Origin of the sequence: Pseudomonas sp. CBS (assembly GCF_024734645.1) — a bacterium.
Taxonomy (GTDB): Bacteria; Pseudomonadota; Gammaproteobacteria; order Pseudomonadales; family Pseudomonadaceae; genus Aquipseudomonas.
The window spans coordinates 4,790,584-4,815,262 of record NZ_CP102929.1; the positions used below are offsets into that span (position 1 = coordinate 4,790,584).

At 61.4% G+C, this 24,679-nt stretch carries 21 protein-coding genes and 3 pseudogenes; 12 read left to right on the top strand and 12 right to left on the bottom strand.

The features are described from left to right. Positions 1–13: 13 nt before the first annotated feature. The 12 genes and pseudogenes from hutI to NVB75_RS22000 all read left to right on the top strand — a co-directional run bounded on the left by hutI (position 14) and on the right by NVB75_RS22000 (position 14,298). Positions 14–1,219 (top strand): imidazolonepropionase, encoded by a 1,206-nt coding sequence (gene hutI / locus NVB75_RS21945; protein WP_258343281.1) that lies wholly within the window; start codon positions 14–16, stop codon positions 1,217–1,219. A gap of 11 nt (positions 1,220–1,230) precedes the next feature. Next, positions 1,231–2,031, top strand: coding sequence for an N-formylglutamate deformylase (gene hutG / locus NVB75_RS21950; protein ID WP_258343283.1), 801 nt, complete (start codon positions 1,231–1,233; stop codon positions 2,029–2,031). A 259-nt stretch (positions 2,032–2,290) separates the two neighbouring features. Continuing rightward, positions 2,291–3,238 (top strand): choline ABC transporter substrate-binding protein, encoded by a 948-nt coding sequence (locus NVB75_RS21955; protein WP_258343284.1) that lies wholly within the window; start codon positions 2,291–2,293, stop codon positions 3,236–3,238. A gap of 154 nt (positions 3,239–3,392) precedes the next feature. Next, positions 3,393–4,328, top strand: coding sequence for an alpha/beta hydrolase (locus tag NVB75_RS21960; protein WP_258343286.1), 936 nt, complete (start codon positions 3,393–3,395; stop codon positions 4,326–4,328). Positions 4,329–4,431: 103 nt separating this feature from the next. Next, positions 4,432–5,403: a prolyl aminopeptidase gene (gene pip / locus NVB75_RS21965; RefSeq protein ID WP_008439282.1), complete on the top strand. Its 972-nt coding sequence runs from the start codon at positions 4,432–4,434 to the stop codon at positions 5,401–5,403. Then, positions 5,400–5,837: a D-aminoacyl-tRNA deacylase gene (dtd, locus tag NVB75_RS21970; protein WP_008439281.1), complete on the top strand. Its 438-nt coding sequence runs from the start codon at positions 5,400–5,402 to the stop codon at positions 5,835–5,837. Before pip ends, dtd begins: the two co-directional genes overlap by 4 nt. 267 nt (positions 5,838–6,104) lie before the next feature. After that, the gene (locus NVB75_RS21975; RefSeq protein WP_275710655.1) at positions 6,105–7,844 is read left to right on the top strand and encodes a glucan biosynthesis protein G; all 1,740 of its coding nucleotides are present in this window, start codon (positions 6,105–6,107) and stop codon (positions 7,842–7,844) included. After that, positions 7,837–10,427, top strand: a pseudogene (gene mdoH, locus NVB75_RS21980) (glucans biosynthesis glucosyltransferase MdoH). Before NVB75_RS21975 ends, mdoH begins: the two are co-directional and overlap by 8 nt. 220 nt (positions 10,428–10,647) lie before the next feature. After that, on the top strand, positions 10,648–11,451 hold the full coding sequence (locus NVB75_RS21985) for a transporter substrate-binding domain-containing protein (protein WP_258343292.1): 804 nt from the start codon (positions 10,648–10,650) through the stop codon (positions 11,449–11,451). 219 nt (positions 11,452–11,670) lie between these two features. After that, positions 11,671–12,468 carry a transporter substrate-binding domain-containing protein gene (locus NVB75_RS21990; protein ID WP_258343293.1) on the top strand — a complete coding sequence of 266 codons (798 nt, stop codon included), beginning with the start codon at positions 11,671–11,673 and terminating at the stop codon, positions 12,466–12,468. A gap of 143 nt (positions 12,469–12,611) precedes the next feature. Beyond that, positions 12,612–13,571, top strand: coding sequence for an amino acid ABC transporter permease (locus NVB75_RS21995; protein ID WP_258343295.1), 960 nt, complete (start codon positions 12,612–12,614; stop codon positions 13,569–13,571). After that, positions 13,564–14,298, top strand: a complete 735-nt coding sequence (locus NVB75_RS22000) for an amino acid ABC transporter ATP-binding protein (protein ID WP_258343297.1) — start codon at positions 13,564–13,566, stop codon at positions 14,296–14,298. The genes NVB75_RS21995 and NVB75_RS22000 overlap by 8 nt, the downstream gene beginning before the upstream one ends. Positions 14,299–14,435: 137 nt before the next feature. Here NVB75_RS22000 and NVB75_RS22005 read toward each other — a convergent pair whose 3' ends face one another. From NVB75_RS22005 to ubiE, 12 genes and pseudogenes are all read right to left on the bottom strand, one after another. Then, positions 14,436–16,343, bottom strand: coding sequence for a methyl-accepting chemotaxis protein (locus NVB75_RS22005; protein WP_258343299.1), 1,908 nt, complete (start codon positions 16,341–16,343; stop codon positions 14,436–14,438). A 172-nt stretch (positions 16,344–16,515) separates the two neighbouring features. Continuing rightward, positions 16,516–17,388, bottom strand: coding sequence for a methyl-accepting chemotaxis protein (locus tag NVB75_RS33450; RefSeq protein WP_371103578.1), 873 nt, complete (start codon positions 17,386–17,388; stop codon positions 16,516–16,518). Positions 17,389–17,421: 33 nt separating this feature from the next. Then, positions 17,422–18,432, bottom strand: a pseudogene (locus NVB75_RS33455) (methyl-accepting chemotaxis protein); the annotation flags it as partial. Positions 18,433–18,606: 174 nt separating this feature from the next. Continuing rightward, positions 18,607–19,314 carry a 16S rRNA (uracil(1498)-N(3))-methyltransferase gene (locus tag NVB75_RS22015; RefSeq protein ID WP_258343301.1) on the bottom strand — a complete coding sequence of 236 codons (708 nt, stop codon included), beginning with the start codon at positions 19,312–19,314 and terminating at the stop codon, positions 18,607–18,609. Continuing rightward, positions 19,311–20,102 (bottom strand): twin-arginine translocase subunit TatC, encoded by a 792-nt coding sequence (gene tatC, locus NVB75_RS22020; RefSeq protein ID WP_258343303.1) that lies wholly within the window; start codon positions 20,100–20,102, stop codon positions 19,311–19,313. Before tatC ends, NVB75_RS22015 begins: the two co-directional genes overlap by 4 nt. Next, a complete protein-coding gene (gene tatB, locus NVB75_RS22025; RefSeq protein ID WP_177071090.1) occupies positions 20,099–20,530 on the bottom strand; it encodes a Sec-independent protein translocase protein TatB in 432 nt (143 codons plus the stop codon). The genes tatC and tatB overlap by 4 nt, the downstream gene beginning before the upstream one ends. A gap of 10 nt (positions 20,531–20,540) precedes the next feature. After that, positions 20,541–20,819, bottom strand: a complete 279-nt coding sequence (locus tag NVB75_RS22030) for a twin-arginine translocase TatA/TatE family subunit (RefSeq protein ID WP_017478213.1) — start codon at positions 20,817–20,819, stop codon at positions 20,541–20,543. A 25-nt stretch (positions 20,820–20,844) separates the two neighbouring features. Continuing rightward, complete coding sequence (locus NVB75_RS22035; RefSeq protein ID WP_017478214.1) at positions 20,845–21,177, bottom strand: phosphoribosyl-ATP diphosphatase; 333 nt, start codon at positions 21,175–21,177, stop codon at positions 20,845–20,847. Positions 21,178–21,179: 2 nt separating this feature from the next. Next, positions 21,180–21,572: a phosphoribosyl-AMP cyclohydrolase gene (gene hisI / locus NVB75_RS22040; protein WP_010169173.1), complete on the bottom strand. Its 393-nt coding sequence runs from the start codon at positions 21,570–21,572 to the stop codon at positions 21,180–21,182. Between the two features lie 41 nt (positions 21,573–21,613). Continuing rightward, positions 21,614–23,219 (bottom strand): annotated as a pseudogene (ubiB, locus tag NVB75_RS22045) (ubiquinone biosynthesis regulatory protein kinase UbiB). Further along, complete coding sequence (locus NVB75_RS22050; protein WP_177128711.1) at positions 23,216–23,839, bottom strand: SCP2 domain-containing protein; 624 nt, start codon at positions 23,837–23,839, stop codon at positions 23,216–23,218. The pseudogene ubiB and the gene NVB75_RS22050 overlap by 4 nt, the downstream one beginning before the upstream one ends. After that, the gene (ubiE, locus tag NVB75_RS22055; RefSeq protein WP_003209306.1) at positions 23,839–24,609 is read right to left on the bottom strand and encodes a bifunctional demethylmenaquinone methyltransferase/2-methoxy-6-polyprenyl-1,4-benzoquinol methylase UbiE; all 771 of its coding nucleotides are present in this window, start codon (positions 24,607–24,609) and stop codon (positions 23,839–23,841) included. The genes NVB75_RS22050 and ubiE overlap by 1 nt, the downstream gene beginning before the upstream one ends. Positions 24,610–24,679 lie beyond the last annotated feature (70 nt).

The following is a 24,679-nucleotide window of genomic DNA, read 5'->3' on the forward strand; positions in this document are numbered from 1 at the left end:
AACGGAGGCGTTGATGAAAACGCTTTGGCAACACTGCCACGTCGCAACCATGGCCCAGGGCAAGTACTCGATCATCGAGGATGCCGCCATCGTGACCTCGGGCACGCTCATCGAGTGGATCGGCCCGCGCGCTGAACTGCCGAAGGCGGACTACACGACCACCCATGACCTGCAAGGGGCGTGGGTCACGCCCGGGCTGATCGACTGCCACACCCATACGGTGTTCGGCGGCAATCGCAGCGGCGAGTTCGAGCAGCGGCTGGAAGGCGTGAGCTACGCCGAAATCGCAGCGGCCGGTGGCGGTATTGCCAGCACCGTGCGCGCCACGCGGGCGGCCACCGAAGATGAGCTGTTCGAAAGCAGCCGCAAGCGCCTGCGCAGTTTGCTGCGGGACGGTGTAACCACCGTCGAGATCAAGTCCGGCTACGGCCTGGATCTGGCCAGCGAGCGCAAGATTCTGCGGGTGATCCGCCGCCTCGGCGCCGAGCTGCCGGTCAGCGTACGCAGCACCTGCCTGGCAGCCCACGCATTGCCGCCGGAGTACGTGGACCGTGCCGATGCTTACATCGAACACATTTGCGCTGAAATGCTCCCGGCACTGGCAGCGGAAGGTCTGGTGGATGCGGTCGACGCCTTCTGTGAATACCTGGCGTTTTCACCGGAGCAGGTAGAGCGGGTCTTCATCGCTGCACACAAGCTCGGCTTGCCGGTAAAGCTGCACGCCGAGCAGTTGTCCTCCCTGCACGGTTCCAGCCTGGCGGCGCGTTATCAGGCGCTGTCGGCGGACCACCTGGAATTCATGACCGAGGAAGACGCCATCGCCATGGCCGCTTCCGGCACCGTCGCGGTGTTGCTGCCGGGGGCGTTCTACTTTCTGCGGGAAACCCAGCTGCCGCCGATGGACGCCCTGCGCAAGCACGGTGTGAAGATCGCCATCGCCAGCGACCTCAACCCGGGCACCTCGCCGGCATTGTCGGTGCGCTTGATGCTGAACATGGCCTGCACGCTCTTTCGCATGACCCCGGAAGAAGCCCTGGCCGGCGCCACGCAACATGCGGCTACCGCCTTGGGCCTGGGCGACAGCCACGGTTCGCTGGAGGTGGGCAAGGTTGCGGATTTTGTCGCCTGGCAGATTGATCGCCCCGCTGACCTGGCCTACTGGCTGGGTGGCGAGCTGGATAAACGCGTCGTGCGCCACGGCGCCGTTGTCACCGTTTAAGGAGTACTGCTGTGGATAAGGTTCTGAACTTCAAACAAGGCCGTGTGCCGCTGCTGATCAGCATGCCCCACGCGGGCCTGCGCCTCACGCCGACGGTGCAAGCCGGGCTGATCCCCGAGGCGCAAAGCCTGCCGGACACCGACTGGCACATTCCCACGCTGTATGACTTCGCCGAAGCGCTGGGCGCCAGCACCCTGGCGGCGGAGTATTCGCGTTTTGTCATCGACCTGAATCGGCCGTCCGACGACAAGCCGCTGTACGTCGGTGCTACCACCGGCCTGTACCCGGCGACGCTGTTCGACGGTGTACCGCTGTTCCGCGAAGGCCTGGAACCGTCCAAGGCCGAACGCACCACGTACCTGGAACAGATATGGACCCCGTATCACCGCACCCTGCAGAACGAACTGGCCCGGCTCAAGGCCGAGTTCGGCTATGCACTGCTGTTCGATGCGCACTCGATTCGCTCGGTGATCCCGCACCTGTTTGAAGGCAAGCTGCCGGACTTCAACCTCGGCACCTTCAACGGCGCGTCCTGCGATCCGCAACTCGCCAGCCAACTGGAAACCATCTGTGCCGGTCACCCGCAGTACAGCCATGTGCTCAACGGGCGCTTCAAGGGCGGGCATATCACCCGGCACTACGGCAACCCGGCCGAGAACATCCACGCCGTGCAGTTGGAGTTGGGGCAGTGCACCTACATGGAGGAGTTTGAGCCGTTTCGTTATCGCGCCGATCTGGCCGAGCCGACGCGGGTGGTGTTGAAGGAGCTGCTGGAAGGGTTCCTGGCGTGGGGCAAGCGGCATTACTCCTGATTGGCGTCGCTGCTGAGATAGCCTTCGCGAGCAAGCCCGCTCCCCCATTCGACCGTATTTCTTCAGGAGGAACACGGTTGACTGTGGGAGCGGGCTTGCTCGCGAAGAGGCCCTCAACAGCAACACATCCCTCAAGTCGTCTGTGTGCAAATCCCTGTCGCCACAGGTCGCTTTGATCGAGGTCTCGCTGGGTAAGGTGTTGGGCACGGCGCGTCAGACGCCACTCCCACAATAAAAACTGCCGAGTGAGACCGCATCGATGAAAAGCCTGTTCAACCGTTGCCTGTTGATTCTCACCGGCGCTGCACTTCTGAGCGCCAATGCGATGGCCGCCGACCCGGCCTCGTGCAAGGTCGTGCGCATGGGCGTGGTCAGCTGGACTGACGTGATCGCCACCAGCGGCATGGCCGACGTGCTGCTCAATGGCCTGGGCTATGACAGCAAGCAAACCAGCGCCGTGCAGCAGATCATCTTTGCCGGCATCCGCGACAAGCGCCTGGATATCTTCCTGGGCTACTGGAAACCGGCGATGGACAACAACATCGCACCGTTCCTCGCGGCCAACCAGGTCAAGGTGTTCGACAAGCCGAGCCTGGCCGACGCCCAAGCGACTTTGGCGGTGCCGCAGTATGTTGCGGACGCAGGCCTGAAGACCTTTGCCGACATTGCCCGCTTCAAGGACAAACTGGGCGGCAAGATCTATGGCATCGAGCCGGGCAGCGGCGCCAATACCGATATCCAGAAAATGATCGACAGCAACCGCTTCGGCCTCGGCGGCTTCAAGCTTGTGGCCTCCGGGGAGGCGGGCATGCTGGCAGCCGTGCAGCGGGCGGTGAATCGCAAGGAGTTCGTGGTGTTTGTCGGCTGGACCCCGCACCCGATGAACATCAACATGAAAATGGCTTACCTGACCGGCAGTGAAGATGTGTTCGGCGCCAACGAAGGCATGGCCACGGTCTCCACGGTGACGGCGCCGGATTACGCCGAGCGTTGCCCCAACGTGACCCGCCTGCTGGAAAACCTGACCTACACCGCGGCCCAGGAAAGCCAGTTGATGGTACCGATCATGGACCGCAAGACGCCGCAGGAGGTGGCCAAACAATGGTTGCGCGACAACCCCGAGGATTTGCAGCGCTGGCTGGCAGGTGTAACGACCCTGGATGGAAAAGACGGCGTGGCGGCGGTGCAGGCCAGCCTCAAGCCCTGAGCAAATGAAGATCAAAATGTGGGAGCGGGCTTGCTCGCGAATGCGGTGGATCAGCCACACATGTATTGACTGACCCACCGTATTCGCGAGCAAGCCCGCTCCCACATGGGATTTGTGGCGGCTGTTAAATCTTTATCTTCAGGACGATCCTTTGATGTCCCATTACCCGATTTCCCCGCAGATGTGCGCCTTCGTCGAAAAAACCGAATCCTTCACCAGCGACGACACATCGCTGGCCGGATTGCGCCGGAGCTATGACCGCATGTGCCAGGCATTCACCCCGGCGCGGCCCGAAGGGTTACAGGTGTCAGACGCTTCCCTGAATGGCGTGGGCGTACGCATTTATCAACCGGCGACGCCAACCCCTGATGGCGGCTGGCCATGCATCCTTTATATGCACGGTGGTGGCTGGGTGGTGGGCGGGCTGGATTCCCACGACTTTATCTGCGGTGAGCTGGCCGACGCGCTGCAGGTGCTGGTGATCGCCATCGATTACCGCCTGGCACCCGAACACCCTTTTCCGGCGGCCTTCGATGATTGTCGCGCAGTCTGGCAGGCGATTCAGGCGGGTGAAGCACCTTGCCCCGTCAACCTGCAACGCCTGGTGGTGGCTGGTGACAGCGCCGGCGGCAACCTGGCGGCCGCCTTATGTCTGGGCCTGCGGGATGACCATCAACCGCAGCCCTTGGCGCAAATCCTGATCTACCCCGGCCTGGGCGGCCCCGCCGACCTGCCGTCCCGCCGCGACTGCGTCGACGCGCCGCTGCTCAGTACCGCCGACACCGAGTGCTACCTCGCCCTTTACCTGCGTGGGCCGGGCAAGCCGTCGCCCTACGCCATGCCATTGCTGGCCGTGGATTTCAGCGGATTGCCACCGGCGCTGATCGCTGTCGCCCAGTTTGACCCGTTGCGGGACGACGGCATGCTCTACGCCGAGCGCCTCCAGGCTGCCGGGGTGGCTGCCACGATGTATCCCGGCAAAGGCCTGATCCACGGCTGTCTACGGGCCCGGGGCCAGGTGGCGGAGGTCGATAGGCTCTACGTTTATCTGATGGATTATCTGCGTGGTGTTTTGCTGACACAGCTCTAAGTCCGCTAGGGCATGCTCATTGCACAATTCGGGTTTATGATGCCAGACGGCAAAATAATAGACGTCCCCCCAGGGATGAACTCGACCCCTTACGGAGCGCGCAATGCAGACTTTGTACCCGCAGATCAAACCCTACGCCCGGCACGATCTGGCCGTCGATGAAACCCACGTCCTGTACGTCGACGAAAGCGGTTCCCCGGAAGGCTTGCCCGTTGTGTTCATCCATGGCGGCCCCGGCGCCGGGTGTGACGCCAATAGCCGCTGCTATTTCGATCCCAATCTGTACCGAATTGTTACTTTTGATCAGCGTGGCTGCGGGCGCTCCACCCCACGGGCCAGCCTGGAAAACAACACCACCTGGGACCTGGTGGCCGACCTTGAGCGGATCCGCGAGCACCTGGGCATCGAGAAATGGGTGTTGTTCGGCGGTTCCTGGGGTTCGACCCTGGCCCTGGCCTACGCGCAAACCCACCCGGAGCGCGTGCATGGCTTGATCGTTCGGGGCATTTTCCTGGCCCGCCCCCAGGACATTCAATGGTTCTACCAGGCCGGCGCCAGCCGCCTGTTCCCGGATTACTGGCAGGACTACCTCGCGCCCATCCCCGCGGAAGAGCGTCACGACCTGCTCAGCGCCTACCACAAGCGCCTGACCGGCAATGACCAGATTGCCCAGATGCACGCCGCCAAGGCCTGGTCCACGTGGGAAGGCCGCATGTTGGGCCTGTGCCCGAACCCGCAATTGATCGAGCGTTTCTCCGAGCCCCAGCGCGCCCTGTCGATTGCGCGTATCGAATGCCATTACTTCACCAACAACTCGTTCCTTGAGCCCGACCAGCTGATTCGCGACATGCACAAGATCGCCCATCTGCCTGGCGTAATCGTGCATGGCCGCTACGATATGATCTGCCCGCTGGATAACGCCTGGGAACTGCATCAAGCCTGGCCCAACAGCGAGCTGCAGATCATCCGCGAAGCCGGCCATGCGGCGTCCGAACCCGGAATCACCGATGCGCTGGTGCGTGCGGCGAGTGAAATGGCACGGCGCCTGCTTGATTTGCCGCCTGAAGAAGCATGAAGGGGCTTTTGCAACGGGTGCGCGGCGCCCGGGTCGAGGTAGAAGGGCAGGTGGTGGGGGCGATAGACCAGGGTTTGCTGGTTCTGGTGGCTGTCGAGCCTTCAGATACCCAGGCCAGCGCCGACAAGCTGCTGCATAAGCTGCTTAACTATCGGGTGTTCAGCGACGACGAGGGCAAGATGAACTTGTCCTTGAAAGACATTGGCGGCGGTTTGCTGCTGGTGTCGCAGTTCACCCTGGCGGCAGACACCAAGAGCGGCTTGCGTCCCAGCTTCTCCACGGCGGCACCGCCGGCGGTGGGCGAGGCACTTTTCGACTACCTGTTGTTACAAGCGCAACAATTGCATGGCACGGTAGCGGCAGGGCGTTTTGGCGCGGATATGCAGGTGCATTTGGTCAATGACGGGCCGGTCACCTTCCTGTTACAGACGTGAATGTACTGAAAACGACTTGTAATGCCCAAAAAACCGGGTTTTCGCTACAAATACTTCGCTGACCCTGATGCGTTGTCACGCGGGCTACTAGATAATCGCGCGCTACGGGGATCAGCGTTGATTGGTCCATTTTTGACTTAGGTAGAGACTTGTCCGATGGCTGTTGGGGAATCATTTAGCCCCATGGGAGTCGGAACAATGCTCGCCAACCTGGCATATAGATAGCTGGCCGTTGGTTTTTTGATCTGTTTTCGGCGAGGGTTGCTCGTGATTGTTAGTCCCTGTAATGCACCAAAATTGTCTGCCAAACGGTTACGAAACGCACTGGTAACGGGCTCTGCCCTGTTTTGCCTGTTCGGCGCGGGTCAACTGTGGGCATTCAGTCTGGATGATGTGTCGGCCAAGGCTAAAGAGCTGGCCGGGCAGAAATACGAAGCTCCGCGCAGCAATTTGCCGAACGAATTCCGCGAAATGAAATTCGCTGATTACCAGAAAATTCGTTTCCGCAACGAAAAAGCCGAGTGGGCCGATCAAAACACCCCGTTCAAGCTGTCCTTCTATCACCAGGGTATGCACTTCGATACACCGGTGAAAATCAACGAAGTCACTGCCGACAGCGTCCAGGAAATCAAGTACGACCCGTCCCGCTTCGATTTCGGCGACGTCAAGTTTGATCCCAAGTCCACAGAACAGCTGGGTTATGCCGGTTTCCGTGTGCTGTACCCGATCAACAAGGGCGACAAGCAAGACGAAATCATGACCATGCTCGGCGCGAGCTATTTCCGCGTCGTGGGTAAAGATCAGGTCTACGGCCTGTCTGCACGTGGCATGGCGATCGACACTGCCTTGCCGTCCGGCGAAGAGTTTCCGCGCTTCACCGAGTTCTGGATCGAACGTCCAAAGCCGGGTGAGAAGCAGCTGGTGATCTACGCCTTGCTGGATTCGCCACGGGCCACCGGCGCTTATCGCCTGATCCTGCGTCCTGGCACCGACACCATTGTCGACGTCAAATCCCAGATGTACCTGCGTGACAAGGTCACCAAGCTGGGCATCGCTCCGCTGACCAGCATGTTCCTGTTCGGCGCCAACCAGCCGTCCAAGGTCCTTAACTACCGTCGCGAGCTGCACGATTCCAGCGGCCTGTCGATCCATGCCGGCAACGGCGAGTGGATCTGGCGTCCACTGAACAACCCTAAACACCTGTCGGTCAGCAACTTCACCGTGGAAAACCCGCGCGGTTTCGGCCTGCTGCAACGTGGTCGCAACTTCAGCCACTACGAAGACCTCGACGACAACTACGACAAGCGCCCAAGCGCCTGGATCGAGCCTGAAGGTGACTGGGGCAAGGGCTCCGTCGACCTGGTAGAGATTCCGACCGCCGATGAAACCAACGACAACATCGTTGCCTTCTGGAGCCCGGAAACACTGCCGGAGCCAGGCAAGCCGCTGGATGTTGCCTACCGCCTGCACTGGACATTGAACGACGCCGAGTTCCATTCGCCTGAAAGCGCCTGGGTCAAGCAGACCCTGCGTTCCACCGGCGACGTCAAGCAATCCAACCTGATCCGTCAGCCAGACGGCAGCGTGGCTTACCTGGTGGACTTCGAGGGCCCGTCCCTGAAGAAACTGCCAGCTGACGCACCGGTTCGCAGCCAGGTCAGCGTGGGCGACAACGCCGAAATCGTTGAAAACAGCGTGCGCTACAACCCGCACACCCAAGGCTGGCGCCTGACCTTGCGCATGAAGATCAAGGACGCAGGCAAGCCGACTGAAATGCGCGCTGCCCTGGTCCAGGACATCGTGACGCCTGAGCCTGAGAAGGTTTCGACCCAAGTGCTTAAAGCTGACAAGGTCTTGGCCAAGCAGCACGAGAAAGCCGCCAAGAAAGAAGCCAAAGACAAGGATGCCAAGCAGCCCGAAGCTGCGGCCCCAGCCACACCGGAGCCGGCCAAGACAGAACAAGTCCTGACCGAAACCTGGAGCTATCAGTTGTCTGCCGATGAGTAATTCTCAAGTCCAGCCAGAGACGCTTGCCGAGTACCTGGCGCATCTACCGATGACCGATGAGCAGCGCGCCGAACTGGCGGGCTGCGAGTCCTTCAGTGAATTGCACAAGCGCCTGTCATCGTCCACGTTCGACGCACCTGCCGACGCTGCCCAAGCGTCGGTCGGCGCGCGGCTGACCCTCAACACCGCCGAAGAGCTGCAAGACGCCGAAATGCTGGCGCTCGACGCCAGCGGTCGGGTTTGCCTCAAGGCCACACCGCCGATCCGTCGGACCAAGGTCGTGCCCGAGCCGTGGCGTACCAATATCCTGGTGCGTGGCTGGCGCCGCCTGACCGGCCGCACCAATCCACCGGCACCGCCGAAGGATGAGCGCGTGCTGCCGGCTGCCCGCTGGCGCACCGTCGGTTCGATCCGTCGTTACATCCTGCTGGTGCTGATGCTCGGCCAGACGGTCGTCGCCGGCTGGTACATGAAAGGCATCATGCCGTACCAGGGTTGGTCCTTCGTCGACTTTGACGAGATCCGCAACCAGACCTTGCTGCAAACCGCTACCCAGGTTCTGCCTTACGCCCTGCAAACCAGCATCCTGGTGCTGTTCGGGATTCTGTTCTGCTGGGTTTCGGCCGGTTTCTGGACCGCGCTGATGGGCTTCCTGGAACTGCTGACCGGTCACGATAAATACCGTATCTCCGGTAAAAGTGCCGGTGACGAGCCGATTCCGAAAGACGCCCGCACCGCCCTGGTGATGCCGATCTGCAACGAAGACGTGCCCCGGGTATTTGCCGGCCTGCGCGCGACGTTCGAGTCGGTAGCCGCCACCGGTGATCTGGACCGTTTCGACTTCTTCGTCCTCAGCGACAGTAACGAGGCCGACATCTGCATCGCCGAGCAGCAAGCCTGGCTCGACGTATGCCGCGAAGCCGGTGGCTTCGGCAAGATCTTCTATCGCCGCCGTCGCCGTCGCGTCAAACGCAAGAGCGGCAACCTCGACGACTTCTGCCGTCGCTGGGGCGGTGACTACAAGTACATGGTGGTCCTCGACGCCGACAGCGTAATGAGCGGCGACTGCCTGACCAGCCTGGTGCGCCTGATGGAAGCCACACCGGATGCCGGGATTATCCAGACCGCGCCACGTGCGTCGGGCATGGACACCCTGTATGCGCGCATGCAGCAGTTCGCGACCCGTGTGTACGGCCCGCTGTTTACCGCCGGTCTGCACTTCTGGCAGTTGGGTGAATCCCACTACTGGGGCCACAACGCGATCATCCGCATGAAGCCGTTTATCGAGCACTGCGCCCTGGCGCCGTTGCCAGGTAAAGGCGCGTTTGCCGGTGCGATCCTCTCCCACGACTTCGTTGAAGCGGCGCTGATGCGCCGTGCCGGCTGGGGCGTGTGGATTGCCTACGACTTGCCGGGCAGCTACGAAGAACTGCCGCCGAACCTGCTGGACGAACTCAAGCGCGACCGTCGCTGGTGCCACGGTAACCTGATGAACTTCCGCCTGTTCCTGGTCAAAGGCATGCACCCGGTACACCGTGCGGTGTTCCTGACCGGCGTGATGTCGTACCTGTCGGCACCGTTGTGGTTCTTCTTCCTGGTGCTGTCGACGGCCTTGCTGGCGGTCAACACGCTGATGGAGCCGCAGTACTTCATGGCGCCACGCCAGTTGTACCCGCTGTGGCCTCAATGGCATCCGGACAAGGCGGTGGCGCTGTTCTCCACCACCATCGTGCTGCTGTTCCTGCCTAAGTTGCTGAGCATCATCCTGATCTGGGCCAAGGGCGCGAAAGAGTTCGGCGGCAAGTTCAAGGTGACCTTGTCGATGCTCCTGGAGATGCTGTTCTCCATGTTGCTGGCGCCGGTGCGGATGATTTTCCACACCCGTTTCGTACTCGCCGCGTTCCTCGGCTGGGCTGCGACCTGGAACTCGCCGCAGCGTGACGACGATTCCACGCCATGGAGCGAGGCAGTAAAGCGCCACGGCCCGCAGACCCTGCTCGGTTTCTTCTGGGCATTGCTGGTGGTGTGGTTGAACCCAAGCTTCCTGTGGTGGCTGGTGCCAATCGTCGGTTCGCTGATGCTGTCGATTCCGGTGTCGGTGATTTCCAGCCGGGTCAAGCTGGGCCTCAAGTCTCGCGACGAGAGCCTGTTTTTGATCCCTGAGGAATACAACCCGCCCCAGGCGCTGTTGTCGACCGACAAGTACACCCACGAAAACCGTTGGCATGCGCTGAATGACGGCTTTGTGCGGGCAGTGGTCGATCCACAGCAGAACGCCCTGGCGTGCGCCTTGGCGACTTCCCGTCATGGCCAAGCGGAGCCGATCGAATGGCTGCGTGTTGAACGTGTTCGCCACGCGTTGAAAGTCGGCCCGGCCGGCCTCAACAACGGCGAGCGCCTGGCTCTGCTGAGCGACCCGGTCGCTCTGGCACGCTTGCACGAGCAGGTCTGGAACGAAGGCCATGCTGAATGGCTCAACGCCTGGCGCGAATCGGTCAAGGCCGATCCCCATGCGCCGTTGCTGCCATTGAAACCGCTGTCGTCCCAGGCTCAACCGGCCTGATTCAGACGCCCCCGAGGTAACGCCTCGGGGGCGTTTGTTGTCGCCGTCCTACGCTGTTTTTCCCTCCTGTTTCATTCTGCTAACTCCTTGTTATTTCGAAACAAAAGACCCTTCGCTGAGGCGTATTGCCGTGCCTGCGAGTGGGTTAGCATCGCCTCCAAAATCTGACTCGAAGCCCTTGGCCTACGCGAACTTACGCGTGGCTGGGTGTGGGTGTGTTTAACGAAACAGGGGCTTTTCATGATCAAAAGGTATTTGTCGATGCTGCTGCTCGGCATCGTCACGCTTTCCCACGGTTACCTGGCGCACGCCGGCGCCATAGACGAGGCCGTTCGGCGGGGAGTGCTGAAAGTCGGCACCAATCCGGCCTACGTGCCCTTTGAGATGACCGACAAGAAAGGCCGTATCGTCGGGTTTGAAATTGATCTGTTGCGGGAGATGAGCAAGGCGCTTGGGGTCAAGCTGGAGCTGGTTTCGGTGCCGTATACCGAGCTGATTCCCGGCCTGCTGGCCAGCCGCTTCGACCTGATCGGCAGCGGCATGACCGTAACGCAGGAGCGCAACCTGACCCTCAACTTCAGCGACTCGTTCATCATCGTCGGCCAGACCGTGCTGCTGAACCCACGGTTGGCCGACAAGGTCCAGAGCATCGAAGACCTGAACGAAGCCGGTTACCGGATCGTGGCCGCTGACGGCACCACGGGCGAGGCGGCGGCGAAAAGGTTTCTCGGCACCGCGCGCCTGCGCAGTTTTCCAACCCCTGAAGAAGGCGTGCGCCAGGTGGTGGAGGGCAAGGCCGACGCCTTCGTCCACGATGCGCCGTATAACCTGATCGCCATCGCCAAACCCCAGAACAGTGCGTTGCTGGCATTGGAGCAGCCTTTCACCTACGAGCCTTTGGCGTTCGGCCTGAAAAAAGGCGATTACGACAGCCTCAACTGGATCAATCACTTCCTCAATCAGGTGGCCCAGGACGGCACCTACGATCGGCTGCATGACAAGTGGTTCAAGGACTCGGGCTGGATGGCGGAGGTGGACTGGTAGTCATAACTACTTACACATCAAGCCATTGGCCGATCTGTGGGCTGAAGTGTCCAGCGGTACCGTTCTCTGCACGGTTGTGAGGCTTTTCTGTCATCCCTTGGCAACAAATCCCGGCGAAACCTTTGTACCGGGCGGTGAGTGAGTTAGGATCGCACCCCGAAATGGTGCAGCCCTTTTGCGCGCCGATCTCACAATAAAATGAGTTCAGGGGACTTGATGATGAAAAAGTATCTTTCGATGCTGCTGCTAGGCGTCACCGCACTGGTGGCGGTCAACGCGGCCCACGCCGGCGCCATCGATGATGCGGTCAAGCGCGGCACGCTGAAAGTCGGCATGGACCCGACCTACATGCCGTTCCAGATGACCAACAAGCGCGGTGAAATCATCGGCTTTGAAGTCGACATCCTCAAGGCCATGGCCAAGTCCATGGGCGTGAAGTTAGAGCCGATCTCCACCGGCTATGACGGCATCATCCCGGCCCTGCTGACCAACAAGTTCGACATGATCGGCAGCGGCATGACCCTGACCCAGGAACGCAACCTGCGCCTGAACTTCAGCGAACCGTTCATCGTGGTCGGCCAGACCCTGCTGATCCGCAAGGAGCTGGAAGGCACCATCAAGTCCTACAAAGACCTGAACGACGAGAAATACCGCCTGACCTCCAAGCTCGGCACCACCGGCGAGATGGTCGCCAAGAAGCTGATCTCCAAGGCCAAGTACCACGGCTACGACAACGAGCAGGAAGCCGTGCTCGACGTGGTCAACGGCAAGGCTGACGCCTTCGTCTATGACGCCCCGTACAACGTGGTGGCGGTGAACAAGGTCGGCGCCGGCAAGCTGGTATTCCTCGACCAGCCGTTCACCTTTGAACCCCTGGCGTTCGGCCTGAAGAAGGGCGACTACGACAGCATCAACTTCATCAACAACTTCCTGCACCAGATCCGCAACGACGGCACCTACGATCGCATCCATGACAAGTGGTTCAAGAGCTCCGAGTGGCTCAAGGACATGGAATAAAAGCTGACCTGCATTGATCGTTCCCACGCTCCGCGTGGGAATGCAGCCCGTGACGCTCTGCGTCACAAAGCGGACGCTGAGCGTCCAGTGAGGCATTCCCACGCAGAGCGTGGGAACGATCTCGACATATCCCGGAACCCGTAATGAAACAGAAAAAAGCCCAATGGCCCTGGCACCTGCTGACGGTGCTGGTGCTGGTCGGCCTGGCCGGCGCGCTGTATTACGCCACCTCGCTGATGTCCTACGAATGGCGCTGGAACCGCGTGCCGCAGTACTTCGTCTACCAGGCCGAAGAATCCCAGCGGGCGTCGGACATTTCCACCGTCAGCGAGTTGGTGCGCAAGGGCGATGTGGCTGAAGTCACCCTGCGTAACGACGAGGGCAACGAACAGCACCTGACCGTGGCCGAGAACAGCCTGCAAGTGGCCAAGGGCGATGACGTGGCCGAGGGCGATGTGGTCGGCGTCACCCGGCATTGGGCTGCGGGCCCTCTACTGTGGGGCTTGTGGACTACGTTGTGGTTATCGGTGGTGTCCGGGGTGCTGGGACTGTTGATCGGCCTGGCCACCGGATTGTGTCGCCTGTCGAATAACCCGACTTTGCGCGACTTGTCGACGATCTACGTCGAACTGGTGCGCGGCACGCCGCTATTGGTGCAGATCTTCATTTTCTATTTCTTTATCGGCACGGTGCTCAACCTGTCCCGGGAGTTCGCCGGGATCGCTGCGCTGTCGCTGTTTACCGGTGCCTATGTGGCGGAAATCATCCGTGCCGGCGTGCAGTCGATTGCCCGTGGGCAAAATGAAGCGGCACGTTCTCTTGGGCTCAGTGCTGGCCAGTCGATGCGTCATGTGGTGTTGCCGCAAGCCTTCAAACGCGTGCTGCCGCCTCTGGCCGGGCAATTTATCAGCCTGGTGAAGGACACGTCCCTGGTGTCGGTGATTGCGATTACCGAACTGCTTAAAAGCGGCCGCGAGGTCATTACCACCTCGTTCTCACCGTTTGAAATCCTGTTCTGCGTCGCAGGCCTGTACCTGCTGATCAACCTGCCGCTGTCGAAAATCGCCAGCCGGCTTGAGCGGAGGCTCGCGCAAAGTGATTGAAGTCCGCGATCTGGTAAAAGTCTTCGACACCCGTGGCCACATCGTGCGCGCGGTGGACAACGTGACCACCCAAGTGGCCAAGGGTGAAGTACTGGTTGTGATCGGCCCGTCCGGTTCCGGCAAGTCGACGTTCCTGCGGTGCCTTAACGGCCTGGAGGAATTCGACTCCGGCTCGGTAAGCATCGACGGCCTGCAACTGGCAGACCCGAAGACCGACGTGAACGCCTACCGCCGTGAAGTCGGCATGGTGTTCCAGCACTTCAACCTGTTCCCCCACATGACCGTGCTGGAAAACCTCTGCCTGGCGCAAAAAGTCGTGCGCAAGCGCGGCAAGAAAGAGCGTGAGGCCAAGGCCCTGGCCCTCTTGGAAAAAGTCGGCATTGCTCAGAAAGCCAACGAGTTCCCGTCGCGGCTTTCTGGCGGCCAGCAACAACGTGTGGCGATTGCCCGCGCGCTGGCGATGGAGCCCAAGGTGATGCTGTTTGACGAACCCACCTCGGCCCTGGACCCGGAAATGGTTGGCGAGGTGCTGGACGTGATGAAGACCCTGGCTCTGGAAGGCATGACCATGGTTTGCGTCACCCATGAAATGGGCTTCGCACGGGAAGTGGCCGATCGAGTGCTGTTCTTCGATCACGGCAAATTGCTGGAGGACGCCGCCCCGGCGCAATTCTTCGATGCGCCGAAGGACCCCCGCGCCCAAGCCTTCCTGCGCCAAGTTCTATAAATGCGTTGAGAATCCTTCTTGTGGCGAGGGAGCTTGCTCCCGCTGGGCTGCGTAGCGGCCCTAAAAGAACGGGAGCGCTGCGCACTCCAGCGGGAGCAAGCTCCCTCGCCACAGGATAGCGTTGGTCGTGGGTTTTTTCAGACCTTGAACTTGCCCACCCACACCTGCAAATCCGCCCCCAGGCGCGCCAGTTCGACACTGGCCGCCGCAGTGTCCTGACTCGCGGTCCAGGTCTGTTCCGATACATCCTTGACCTTCAACACGCTGCGGTTGATCTCCTCGGCGACTGCCGTTTGTTCCTCGGCAGCAGCGGCAATTTGCGGGTTCATCTCCTGAATCACTGACACGGTACGGGTGATACCCGCCAGCGCTTCTCCTGCACGGCGGGTCAGTTGCACGCTGTTGTCGGTGAGGCTGCGACTGTTGTCCATAATGTCCGCGACCTGCTGCGTGCCCCGATGCAGGCCGCTGATCAGCTCCTCGATTTCCTCGGCCGACTGCTGCGTGCGTTGCGCCAGGCTGCGCACTTCATCGGCGACCACGGCAAAGCCTCTGCCAGCCTCGCCGGCGCGGGCCGCTTCGATGGCGGCGTTGAGGGCCAGCAAATTGGTCTGCTCCGACACCGATTTGATCACCTCCAGCACGCTGCCGATCTTCCGGCTTTCCTGTTGCAAGCCTTGCATGGCCTGGCTTGAACGCGCCATCTCCTGAGCCAGGTGCTCGATGTGGGTGATAGCCTCAGCCACCACCTGATCGCCCTGGCTCGCCTGCTGATCGGCCTCGGTAGCGGCGAGTGAAGCTTGCTCGGCATGGCGCGCTACTTCCTGGGAGGTGGCGAGCATCTCATTCATGGCAGTGGCTACCTGTTCGGTTTCCTGTTTCTGGCCGTCGACTCCGGCGCGGGTCTGTTCGGTGACGGCAGACAGTTGTTCGGCGGCGCTGGCGATCTGTTGGGCGCTGTCGCCGATGCCGCTGATCAAGCCCCGCAGGTTGAGGGTCATTTGCCCGATGCTGCGCTGCAACTGCCCCAGTTCATCCTGGCGCGAGGTCGGGATGTCGTGGCTCAGGTCACCTTCGGCAATCCGGTTGGCCACGTGCAGTGCCTGGCGCAGCGGCGCGACGATCTGGACGGCGATCAACCAGGCGGCCACGACGCCGAGCAATAACGCCGCCGCAGTGACGTTGAGCAGCAGGGTGCGGGCGAGGCTGGCTTCCTTGTCGCGCTTGGCGGTCTGGTCCTGGCTCAGCAGGTCGCTTTCCGTGAGCAACTTATCCAGCCACTGCTCAAGCTGGTTCTGGGTGGTTTCGGTGCTGAGTTGGGCATCCTTGAGGCGTGTCAGATGAGTCCGAAAGTCGAGCAGGGCTTTTTTCAGGGCGCTGGCATCAACCGGCAGTGCGCCTACCGCCGCTTGGGCGCCGTCCAGGGCCAGTAGCGCTTCACTCACGCCGTTGGTATAGGCGTCCAATGACGCAGCGGCCCACGCGGGGCTTTGGGCGCGATCTTCGGCTTGTTCCATGGCCTGGCGCAATTGTTCTACGGCGTCGAGGGCCTTTTCATCGTCTTGATTGGGCAGGTTGCTGGACAGTTCCGAGAGGCTGTCGCTGCTCTGGATTGAACTGCGCTTGAGCTGTTCGCGGGCGTCCTCGCGTTGTTTGATCAGCCCCTCCAGGCCACTGAGGGCGGTTTTGAAGCTGGTGACAAAGCGTCGGCTTTCCTGCAGCTGTTGTTGGTTGACCAGGTCGGTGAATCTTGGGGAAAGATCCACCAGGAACTGGTCGATCTTGTCCATGTGCAGCTCTATTTTGGACAGGCTCGCGGGGTCGTTAAGGGTGCGATAGACGATTCGATCAGCCCGCAGCTCTTCGCCGACGACGGCCAATTGCGAAAGCAGCGTGAGTTTTTGTGAGCGATCGAGGGATGCGCTCAAGGCTTGCCAGCCGGTAGACGCGATGATCAGGCTGAGGCTGAGCACCAGGCCAAAGCCCAGGGCAAGTTTGAGGCTGATGCTGATGTTTCCAAGCAGGCGGGTCAGTGGACGAAACATGGTGAACCTCCAACGAATCAAAAGGAGCGTCTCAAGCGTCCGGCCGACAACGGTCAGGGGAGTTGAAACGCTACTTTTATTCGGCGCCAGGTGTGTGATCCACGACCTGAAAAACGCGTAGGAAATTTCACAAGTTGTCAGGAGGGCGGCCCTGATGGCCGCCGCAAGCGGGTCAGACCTTGAAGCGACCTACCAGGCTTTGCAGGTAAACCCCCAGGCGCGCCAGCTCGGCACTGGACGCAGCGGTTTCTTCGCTGGCCGCCGAGGTTTGTTCGGAAACGTCCCGCACATTGAGTACGCTGCGGTTGATCTCTTCGGCCACGGCGCTTTGTTGCTCGGCGGCGGTGGCGATCTGCTGGTTCATCGCCTGGATCGCCGAGACGGTACGGGTGATGTTCTCCAGGGCATTGCCGGCCCGGCGGGTCAGCTCGACGCTGCTGTCAGTCAGGCCGCGACTGTTGTCCATGATGGTTGCCACCTGCTGGGTGCCGCTTTGCAGGCCGACGATCAACTCTTCGATCTCCTCGGTGGACTTCTGCGTCCGTTGGGCCAGGCTGCGCACTTCATCGGCAACCACCGCAAAACCGCGTCCGGCTTCGCCAGCGCGCGCCGCTTCAATCGCTGCGTTAAGGGCCAGCAGGTTGGTTTGCTGGGCTACCGACTTGATGACGTCCAGCACACTGCCAATCTTGTCGCTTTCACGCTTGAGATGGCCCATGGCTTCGGTGGAGTTGCCCACCTCGCTGGCCAGGCGCTCGATCTGGGCGATGGCCTCACCGACCACCTTATCACCCTCACGGGCCTGCTGGTCGGCGGCGACGGCGGCCTCGGAAGCTTCCTCGGCGTTACGTGCGACTTCCTGCACGGTAGCGGCCATTTCGTTCATGGCGGTGGCAACCTGGTCGGTCTCGACCTTCTGGCTGTTGACCCCGGCGCTGGTCTGCTCGGTAACGGCCGACAGTTGCTCGGCGGCGCTGGCAATCTGGGTGACGCCGTCGCTGATACCGCCGATCAGCTCCCGCAGGCCCACGGTCATGCTCTGCATGGAGCGTTGCAGTTGGCCCAGCTCATCGCGGCGTTCGGAGATCAGGTTGTGGCTGAGGTCGCCAGCCGCTACGCGCTCGGCGACTTTAAGGGTTTGGCTCAGCGGGATAACAATCTGGCGGGTGATGGCCCAGGCGGCGAGGATGCCGAAGGCCAGCGCGAGGGCGGTGGCCAACAGCAACAGGTTCTTGGCGTGGGCAGTGTCGGTATCGCGCACCACGGTTTGCGAGGTGGTGAGTTTGTCGCTGCGGTCGAGCAGGATGTCGCCTTGCTCGGCCATGATTTTCGTCGCGGCAGCGGTGGCCACCTGGGAATCGCGGTACTGGCTGACGGCGGCGCGGTAGGCCTGCAGCGAGACGCTGGCTTCTTGCAGGTTGGCCCGGTATTGCTCGGGCAACTGGTCGCTGAGGTCGGTGATTTTTTTCAGGGCGTTGTCGATGGCATCCAGAGCCGGCTGTTCGGCTTCGACCTTGCCGCTGTAGGTGTAGCCGCGCACCTGGAAGCGCGCTTGCTGGATCAGTTTGCTGAGGTCGACCACGCTGTTGAACAGGGTGACGCTGTCGCCTTGCAGCAGGGATTTTTCCACTTCGTTGGTTTTTGCCACGGCGTTGTCGGCGGTATCACCCAGTTTGCTGCGGGCACCTTCGCGCTTGAGGCCGGCCTGCACCATGGCGCTGAAGGCTTTTTTGTATTGGCCCAAGGCTTCCTGTTGTTGTTCCACGACAAGCTTGTCGGCGGGTTGCTCGATCAGCTCTGCGGCGGTTTTCAGGCCGCTGTCCAGCTGTGCGATCAAGTCGGTGACCGCGCCTGTACCTTGTTCGCCGCGACGCATTTCGAAGTCCAGGCGCGCCAGGCGCAGGTCTTTGGACAGCCCGTTGAGGCTGGAAATATAGCCCAGCTTGTCGCCACGGCTGATCACGCCGCTGAGGCCGGTCCAGCCGGTGAAGGTGATCAATAGGGTCAGGACCAATACCAGGCCGAAGCCTATGCTCAGCTTGCGGTTGACGCTGACATTCCCCAGTTTCTCGGCTAACCAACGATACATGCTGCGAACTCCCCTGGAACAAGGCTTGGACTTATTCAGAGCGTATCGGCAGATTCGGATGTTTCTGTAGGAGCGAGCTCGCGAAGGTCGTCAACGATAACGCGGGCATTCTGAATGAACGCGGTGTCCTTGAGTTTTTCGCGAGCAAGCTCGCTCCTACAGGAGAGGGCGGTGTTAGAAAAGGCGGGCGAGCAATGCGGTGACGGCGGTTTCGACCCTCAGGATCCGAGCCCCCAGTTGCACCGGCTGCAACCCGGCCTTGGCCAGCAGATCCACCTCGTAGGGAATCCAGCCGCCTTCCGGGCCGATGGCCAGGGTGACCGGTTCATCCAGGCCACGAGGGCAGGGCGGATAGTCACCCGGGTGGCCAATCAGGCCGAGGGTGCCGTGCGCCAGGGCGGGCAGGCGGTCTTCGACGAATGGTTTGAAGCGCTTTTCGATAACAATCTCGGGCAGCACCGTGTCTCGGGACTGTTCCAGGCCGAGGATCAGTTGCTCGCGAATCGCCTCCGGCTCCAGGAACGGCGTTTGCCAGAAGCTCTTTTCCACCCGATAGCTGTTCACCAGCACCACCCGTGGCACGCCCATGGACGCAACGGTTTGCAGCACCCGGCGGAGCATTTTCGGACGGGGCAGGGCCAGCAGCAGGGTCAGGGGCAGTTTGGCCGGCGGCGGCTGGTCGAAGGTGACTTCCAGCTCGGCTTCCCGGGCTTCCAGGCGCAGCAATTGCGCATTGCCCATCAACCCGCCAATGCGCCCGACCCGCAGGCTGTCGCCTACGGCGGCACGGTGGACTTCCTGCATATGCACCAGGCGCCGATCACGCAGCACCACCCGGTCGGCCGCGATAAAGTCGGCCTCCTCAAGCAGCAGCAGGTTCACGACTGGGTCGCTGGCGGCTGGTCGTCGTCGGCGGGTTGGTCATCCGGGTGATCGCCACGCTTGCTCACCAGGCTGCCGAACAGAATGCCGATCTCGAACAGCATCCACATGGGTACGGCCAGCAGGGTCTGGGAGAAGATGTCCGGCGGGGTCAGGATCATGCCGACCACGAAGCAGCCGATGATCACGTACGGGCGGATTTTCTTCAGGTATTTGACGTCGACCACGCCGATCCACACCAGCAGCACCACGGCCACCGGGATTTCGAAGGCCACGCCGAAGGCGAAGAACAGCGTCATCACGAAGTCGAGGTAGCTGGTGATGTCGGTCATCATTTCCACACCGGCCGGGGTAGCAGCGGCGAAGAACTTGAAGATCAGCGGGAACACCAGGAAGTAGGCGAAGGCCATCCCGGTGTAGAACAGCAGGATGCTCGACACCAGCAGCGGCACGGCGATGCGTTTTTCATGCTTGTACAGGCCCGGCGCGATAAAGCCCCAGATCTGATGCAGGATCACCGGGATCGCCAGAAACAGCGAAACCATCATCGTCAGCTTCAACGGCGTGAGGAACGGTGACGACACGTCGGTGGCGATCATCGTTGCGCCAGCCGGCAAGTAGTCGCGCAGCGGCGTGGAGACGAAGGTGTAGATCTGCTGGGTGAAGGCAAACAGCCCGGCAAAGATGATGAAGATCGCCGCGACACAGCGCAGCAGGCGGGTACGCAACTCGGTGAGGTGCGAGACCAGCGGCATGTGCTGGTCGGTTTCCGGTTTATCAGCGCTCATGGGGCTCGCGGCGGCAATGTAGGGTCGTGGGGCGCGGGCGACACGGCAGGCGTCGGCGCGGGTTCGGTCGGGGTTGCTGGCGCCGCGGCATGCACGGGGTCAGCGACCGGTGCAGGTGCAGGTGCGGCGGGCGGTGCAATCGATTGCTCGGCCACAGGTTCAACCGGCTTGGGCGTTTCCTGCACAGGCGAGAGAATCTTCCGTGCCTCCTGCTCCAACGACAGAATGTGCTCGTTGTGCAGTTGCCGGCGAATCTCGTCGGCGCCTATTTCCCGTTCAACTTCCTGTTTGATGGCGTTGAAACTGCGTTTCAGGCGCCCGATCCACAGGCCGGCCGTGCGCGCGGCACCGGGCAGGCGTTCCGGCCCCAGTACCAGCAGGGCCACGAGGCCGACGAGCAGCAGTTCAGAGAAGCTGATACCAAACATTATTCAGTACTCACGAGTCTTTTTGGTTCTGCTCTTTGACGTGCTCGGCCTGCACGTCGAAGGTGCGACGTTCAGTGATCGGCTGAGTGGCCTGTGGGTGCACAGGCTGAGCCGGTGGCACCGGGTTGACGACCGGGTCGGCAGGTTTCTCGTCGTCGTTCATGGCCTTGCGAAAGCCCTTGATCGATTCACCGACGTCAGTGCCGAGGTTTTTCAGCTTCTTGGTGCCGAATACCAGAACAACCACTACCAGAATGACGATCCAGTGTTTCCAGTCAAAAATGCCCATGCTGCAATTCCTCTGTAAAAGTTGGTCAGGCGGACGGGCGCGAGGCCTTTTCGGCATGCCCGGACAAGCCGAAGCGACGGTCCAGTTCATCAAGCACTGCCTGTGGATGCTGCCCCAGTTGGGCGAGCATGACCAGGCTGTGGAACCACAAGTCGGCAGTTTCGTAGATCACGTCGCTGCAGTCGCCGCTGATTTGCGCGTCCTTGGCAGCAATAATCGTCTCGACGGATTCTTCGCCGAGTTTCTCCAGAATCTTGTTCAGACCCTTGTGGTACAGGCTGGCGACATAAGAGCTGTCGGCGGCCGCGCCCTTGCGGTCTTCCAGCACCTGGGCCAGGCGGTTCAGGGTATCGGTCATGTTCAGTGTCCTGCCGAGTAAATAGCGTGCGGGTCTTTGAGCACGGGCTCGACGGTCTTCCACTCGCCGTTCTCGAACACGCGGTAGAAGCAGCTGTGACGGCCGGTATGACAGGCGATATCGCCGATCTGTTCGACCTTGAGGATCACCACATCGGCATCGCAGTCGATGCGCATCTCATGCAGGGTTTGCACGTGCCCGGACTCTTCGCCCTTGCGCCACAGTTTGCCACGGGAACGTGACCAGTAAATGGCACGGTTCTCGGCGGCGGTCAGGCTCAGGGCCTCGCGGTTCATCCAGGCCATCATCAGCACGCGCCCGGTCTTGTAGTCCTGGGCAATGGCTGGCACCAGGCCGTCACTGTCCCACTTGATCTCGTCCAGCCAGTCTTTCATTTTCGGCTCCGGCAATTTGCGACAGTGTATAACCGGATTGGCTATCGACGCACGATCAGATACACGCCCACGGCGACCATGATGCCAGCCGGCCAGTGGCCCAGTTCGTTCAGTGGACCGCCGGCGGCCAGGTATGGTGCCGCCCACCAGGTGCGCGGCGCCCAACAGGCGCAGGAACCAGTCGTCTTTACGCTTGTGCCACGGCGGTGCCGGGTCATGGGCGTGGGGCTGGGACATACGCTCCAGCAGGTCGCGCGTCATATTGGCCAGGTGCGGCAGTTGTTCGACCTGGCTTTGCAGGTTGCCCAGCAGGGTTTTCGGGCTGACGCGTTCACGCATCCAGCGCTCGAGGAACGGCTGGGCGGTGTTCCACAGGTCCAGGTCCGGGTACAGCTGGCGGCCCAGGCCTTCGATGTTCAGCAGGGTCTTTTGCAACAGCACCAGCTGCGGCTGCACTTCCATATTGAAGCGCCGCGCCGTCTGGAACAGGCGCATCAGCACCTGGCCGAAGGAAATATCTTTTAACGGTTTTTCAAAGATCGGCTCGCACACAGTGCGGATCGCCGCTTCGAATTCGTTGAGCTTGGTCTCAGCCGGCACCCAGCCCGAATCGATGTGCAATTGCGCCACGCGACGGTAGTCACGCTTGAAGAAGGCAAACAGGTTGCGCGCCAGGTAGTCCTGGTCTTCCGGGGTCAGGCTGCCGACGATGCCGCAGTCGATCGCAATGTACTGTGGGCTCCACGGGTTCACGGTGCTGACGAAGATGTTGCCGGGGTGCATGTCGGCGTGGAAGAAGCTGTCGCGGAACACCTGGGTGAAGAAAATCTCCACGCCGCGCTCGGCAAGCATTTTCATGTCGGTGCGCTGGTCAGCCAGGGTCGCGAGGTCGGTGACCTGCACGCCGTAGATGCGCTCCATCACCAGCACTTTCGGGCGGCACCAGTCCCAATAGACTTGCGGCACGTACAGCAGCTGCGAGCCCTCGAAGTTGCGCTTGAGCTGGCTGGCGTTGGCGGCTTCGCGCAGCAGGTCGAGTTCGTCGTAGATGGTTTTCTCGTAATCCAGCACCACGTCCACCGGGTGCAGCAGGCGCGCATCGGCAGAGAAGCGCTCGGCGGCGCGGGCGAGGATGAACAGCCACGCCAGGTCCTGGCCGATGATCGGCTTGAGACCCGGGCGAATCACCTTCACCACCACTTCTTCGCCGCTTTTCAGTTGCGCGGCATGCACCTGGGCCACCGAGGCTGAAGCCAATGGCGCGATATCGAAGCGGCTGAAGACTTCGCTGATCTTCTTGCCCAGTTGCTCTTCAATCAGCGTGACTGCCAGTTGCGAGTCGAACGGCGGCACGCGGTCCTGCAACAGCATCAGCTCGTCGGCGATATCTTCGGGCAACAGGTCGCGGCGGGTGGAGAGGATCTGTCCGAATTTGATGAAGATCGGCCCCAGGTCCTGCAACGCCAGGCGCAGGCGCGCGCCACGGCTCAGCTCGAGGGTTTTGCGCGGGAACCAGCGCCACGGCAGCACATAGCGCACCGCCAGCAGGAACCACGGCAGCGGCAGGGCGAACAGCAGGTCATCGAGGCGGTAGCGGATTACGACGCGCTGGATACGAAACAAACGGCGGACGGCGAGCAGCTTCATGCGTTATCGCTTGAATCAAGGGAGCGGCTCAGGCGCTCGAAGCGCGCCTCAAGTCGTTCCAGGTCGAGTTTGGCCTGGTCGAGTTCACGAAAGCGCGCTTCCGCTTCCCGTTGTCCGACCAGGGTGCGCGATTCTTCGCTCAGGTATTCGGCGAGGTTCTGGTTCAGGCTGGCGAAACCCTGCTGGTACCAGCGCGTGCGGCTGCGCAGGTGACCGCTGATCAATTGGGTGGCCACCGGGCCGAGCCAGCGTGACAGCTCGTACTCCCAATCCAGTTCCAGGTCTTGCAGCACGGCGGCCAGGTCCATCAGCACCGCGCTGTCACCTTCAAGTTCCACGTCCGGGCCGTGGAGGATCGCCGTCTTGTCCCGGCTCAGGGCCAGGCGCAGCAGGCTTGAGCCGGAAGCACGCAGGGTGCAGTCGGCGTCGGCGGCCCAGTGGGACGCCAGCAACAGGCCTTCATCGCTGGGCAGGATAAACAGCTGCAAGGCGGGGCTGGTGCAGTCGACGGCGATGATCTTGCCGTTCAGGTGCGCCAGCCGTGCCAGGGCGGTGCTGTCCAGGCGCAGTACACGGTTGAGGCCGTGTTCGACGCTGGCGAGAAGGCCTGCGAACAACATCAGGGCTTGATGCCGCGGTGCAGGGCGACGATGCCCGAGGTCATGTTGTGGTAGGTCACGCGGTCGAAACCGGCCTCTACCATCATCGACTTCAGGGTTTCCTGGTTCGGGTGCATGCGGATCGATTCGGCCAGGTAGCGGTAGCTTTCGGCGTCATTGGTGATCAGCTTGCCCATCAACGGCATGAAGGCGAACGAGTAGGTGTCGTAGACCTTGGACATCAATGCGTTGGTCGGCTTGGAGAACTCCAGCACCAGCAGGCGACCGCCGGGCTTGAGCACCCGCAGCATGGAGCGCAGCGCGTCTTCCTTGTGGGTTACGTTACGCAGGCCGAAGGCGATGGTGACGCAGTCGAAATGGTTGTCCGGGAACGGCAGCTTTTCAGCGTCGGCCTGGACGAATTCGATATTGCCCGCCACGCCTTTATCCAACAGGCGGTCGCGGCCGACCTTGAGCATCGAGCCGTTGATGTCGGCCAGTACCACTTGGCCGGTCGGGCCCACCAGTTTGGAGAACTTGGCGGCCAGGTCGCCTGTGCCGCCGGCGATATCCAGCACGCGGTTGCCGGTGCGTACGCCCGACAACTCGATGGTGAAGCGCTTCCACAGGCGGTGCATGCCGCCGGACAGTACGTCGTTCATCAAGTCGTACTTGGCGGCTACCGAGTGGAACACCTCGGCGACTTTTTCCGCTTTCTGGCTTTCCGGGACGTTTTTGAAGCCGAAGTGAGTGGTGGGTTCGGCATCGCTGCCTTTGCGCTGATCAGTCATATCGCTGTCACCAAAAGAGAATGGGGGCATTCTAATCCCCAAGGCATGCTTTGTCTTGGCAAGGCTGAAG

What these genes read in the sequence shown, in the direction of transcription:
- NVB75_RS21955 (WP_258343284.1), top strand. Translation starts at nt 2,291, where the DNA reads ATGAAAAGCCTGTTCAACCGTTGCCTGTTGATTCTCACCGGCGCTGCA.
- ubiE (WP_003209306.1), bottom strand. Translation starts at nt 24,609, where the DNA reads ATGACTGATCAGCGCAAAGGCAGCGATGCCGAACCCACCACTCACTTC.
- NVB75_RS22035 (WP_017478214.1), bottom strand. Translation starts at nt 21,177, where the DNA reads ATGACCGATACCCTGAACCGCCTGGCCCAGGTGCTGGAAGACCGCAAG.
- NVB75_RS21985 (WP_258343292.1), top strand. Translation starts at nt 10,648, where the DNA reads ATGATCAAAAGGTATTTGTCGATGCTGCTGCTCGGCATCGTCACGCTT.
- NVB75_RS21990 (WP_258343293.1), top strand. Translation starts at nt 11,671, where the DNA reads ATGAAAAAGTATCTTTCGATGCTGCTGCTAGGCGTCACCGCACTGGTG.
- NVB75_RS21995 (WP_258343295.1), top strand. Translation starts at nt 12,612, where the DNA reads ATGAAACAGAAAAAAGCCCAATGGCCCTGGCACCTGCTGACGGTGCTG.
- pip (WP_008439282.1), top strand. Translation starts at nt 4,432, where the DNA reads ATGCAGACTTTGTACCCGCAGATCAAACCCTACGCCCGGCACGATCTG.
- tatB (WP_177071090.1), bottom strand. Translation starts at nt 20,530, where the DNA reads ATGTTTGGTATCAGCTTCTCTGAACTGCTGCTCGTCGGCCTCGTGGCC.
- NVB75_RS33450 (WP_371103578.1), bottom strand. Translation starts at nt 17,388, where the DNA reads ATGCAGAGCATGACCGTGGGCCTGCGGGAGCTGATCGGCGGTATCAGC.
- NVB75_RS22005 (WP_258343299.1), bottom strand. Translation starts at nt 16,343, where the DNA reads ATGTTTCGTCCACTGACCCGCCTGCTTGGAAACATCAGCATCAGCCTC.
- hisI (WP_010169173.1), bottom strand. Translation starts at nt 21,572, where the DNA reads ATGAAAGACTGGCTGGACGAGATCAAGTGGGACAGTGACGGCCTGGTG.
- hutI (WP_258343281.1), top strand. Translation starts at nt 14, where the DNA reads ATGAAAACGCTTTGGCAACACTGCCACGTCGCAACCATGGCCCAGGGC.
- NVB75_RS22050 (WP_177128711.1), bottom strand. Translation starts at nt 23,839, where the DNA reads ATGTTGTTCGCAGGCCTTCTCGCCAGCGTCGAACACGGCCTCAACCGT.
- NVB75_RS21960 (WP_258343286.1), top strand. Translation starts at nt 3,393, where the DNA reads ATGTCCCATTACCCGATTTCCCCGCAGATGTGCGCCTTCGTCGAAAAA.
- NVB75_RS22030 (WP_017478213.1), bottom strand. Translation starts at nt 20,819, where the DNA reads ATGGGCATTTTTGACTGGAAACACTGGATCGTCATTCTGGTAGTGGTT.
- tatC (WP_258343303.1), bottom strand. Translation starts at nt 20,102, where the DNA reads ATGAGCGCTGATAAACCGGAAACCGACCAGCACATGCCGCTGGTCTCG.
- dtd (WP_008439281.1), top strand. Translation starts at nt 5,400, where the DNA reads ATGAAGGGGCTTTTGCAACGGGTGCGCGGCGCCCGGGTCGAGGTAGAA.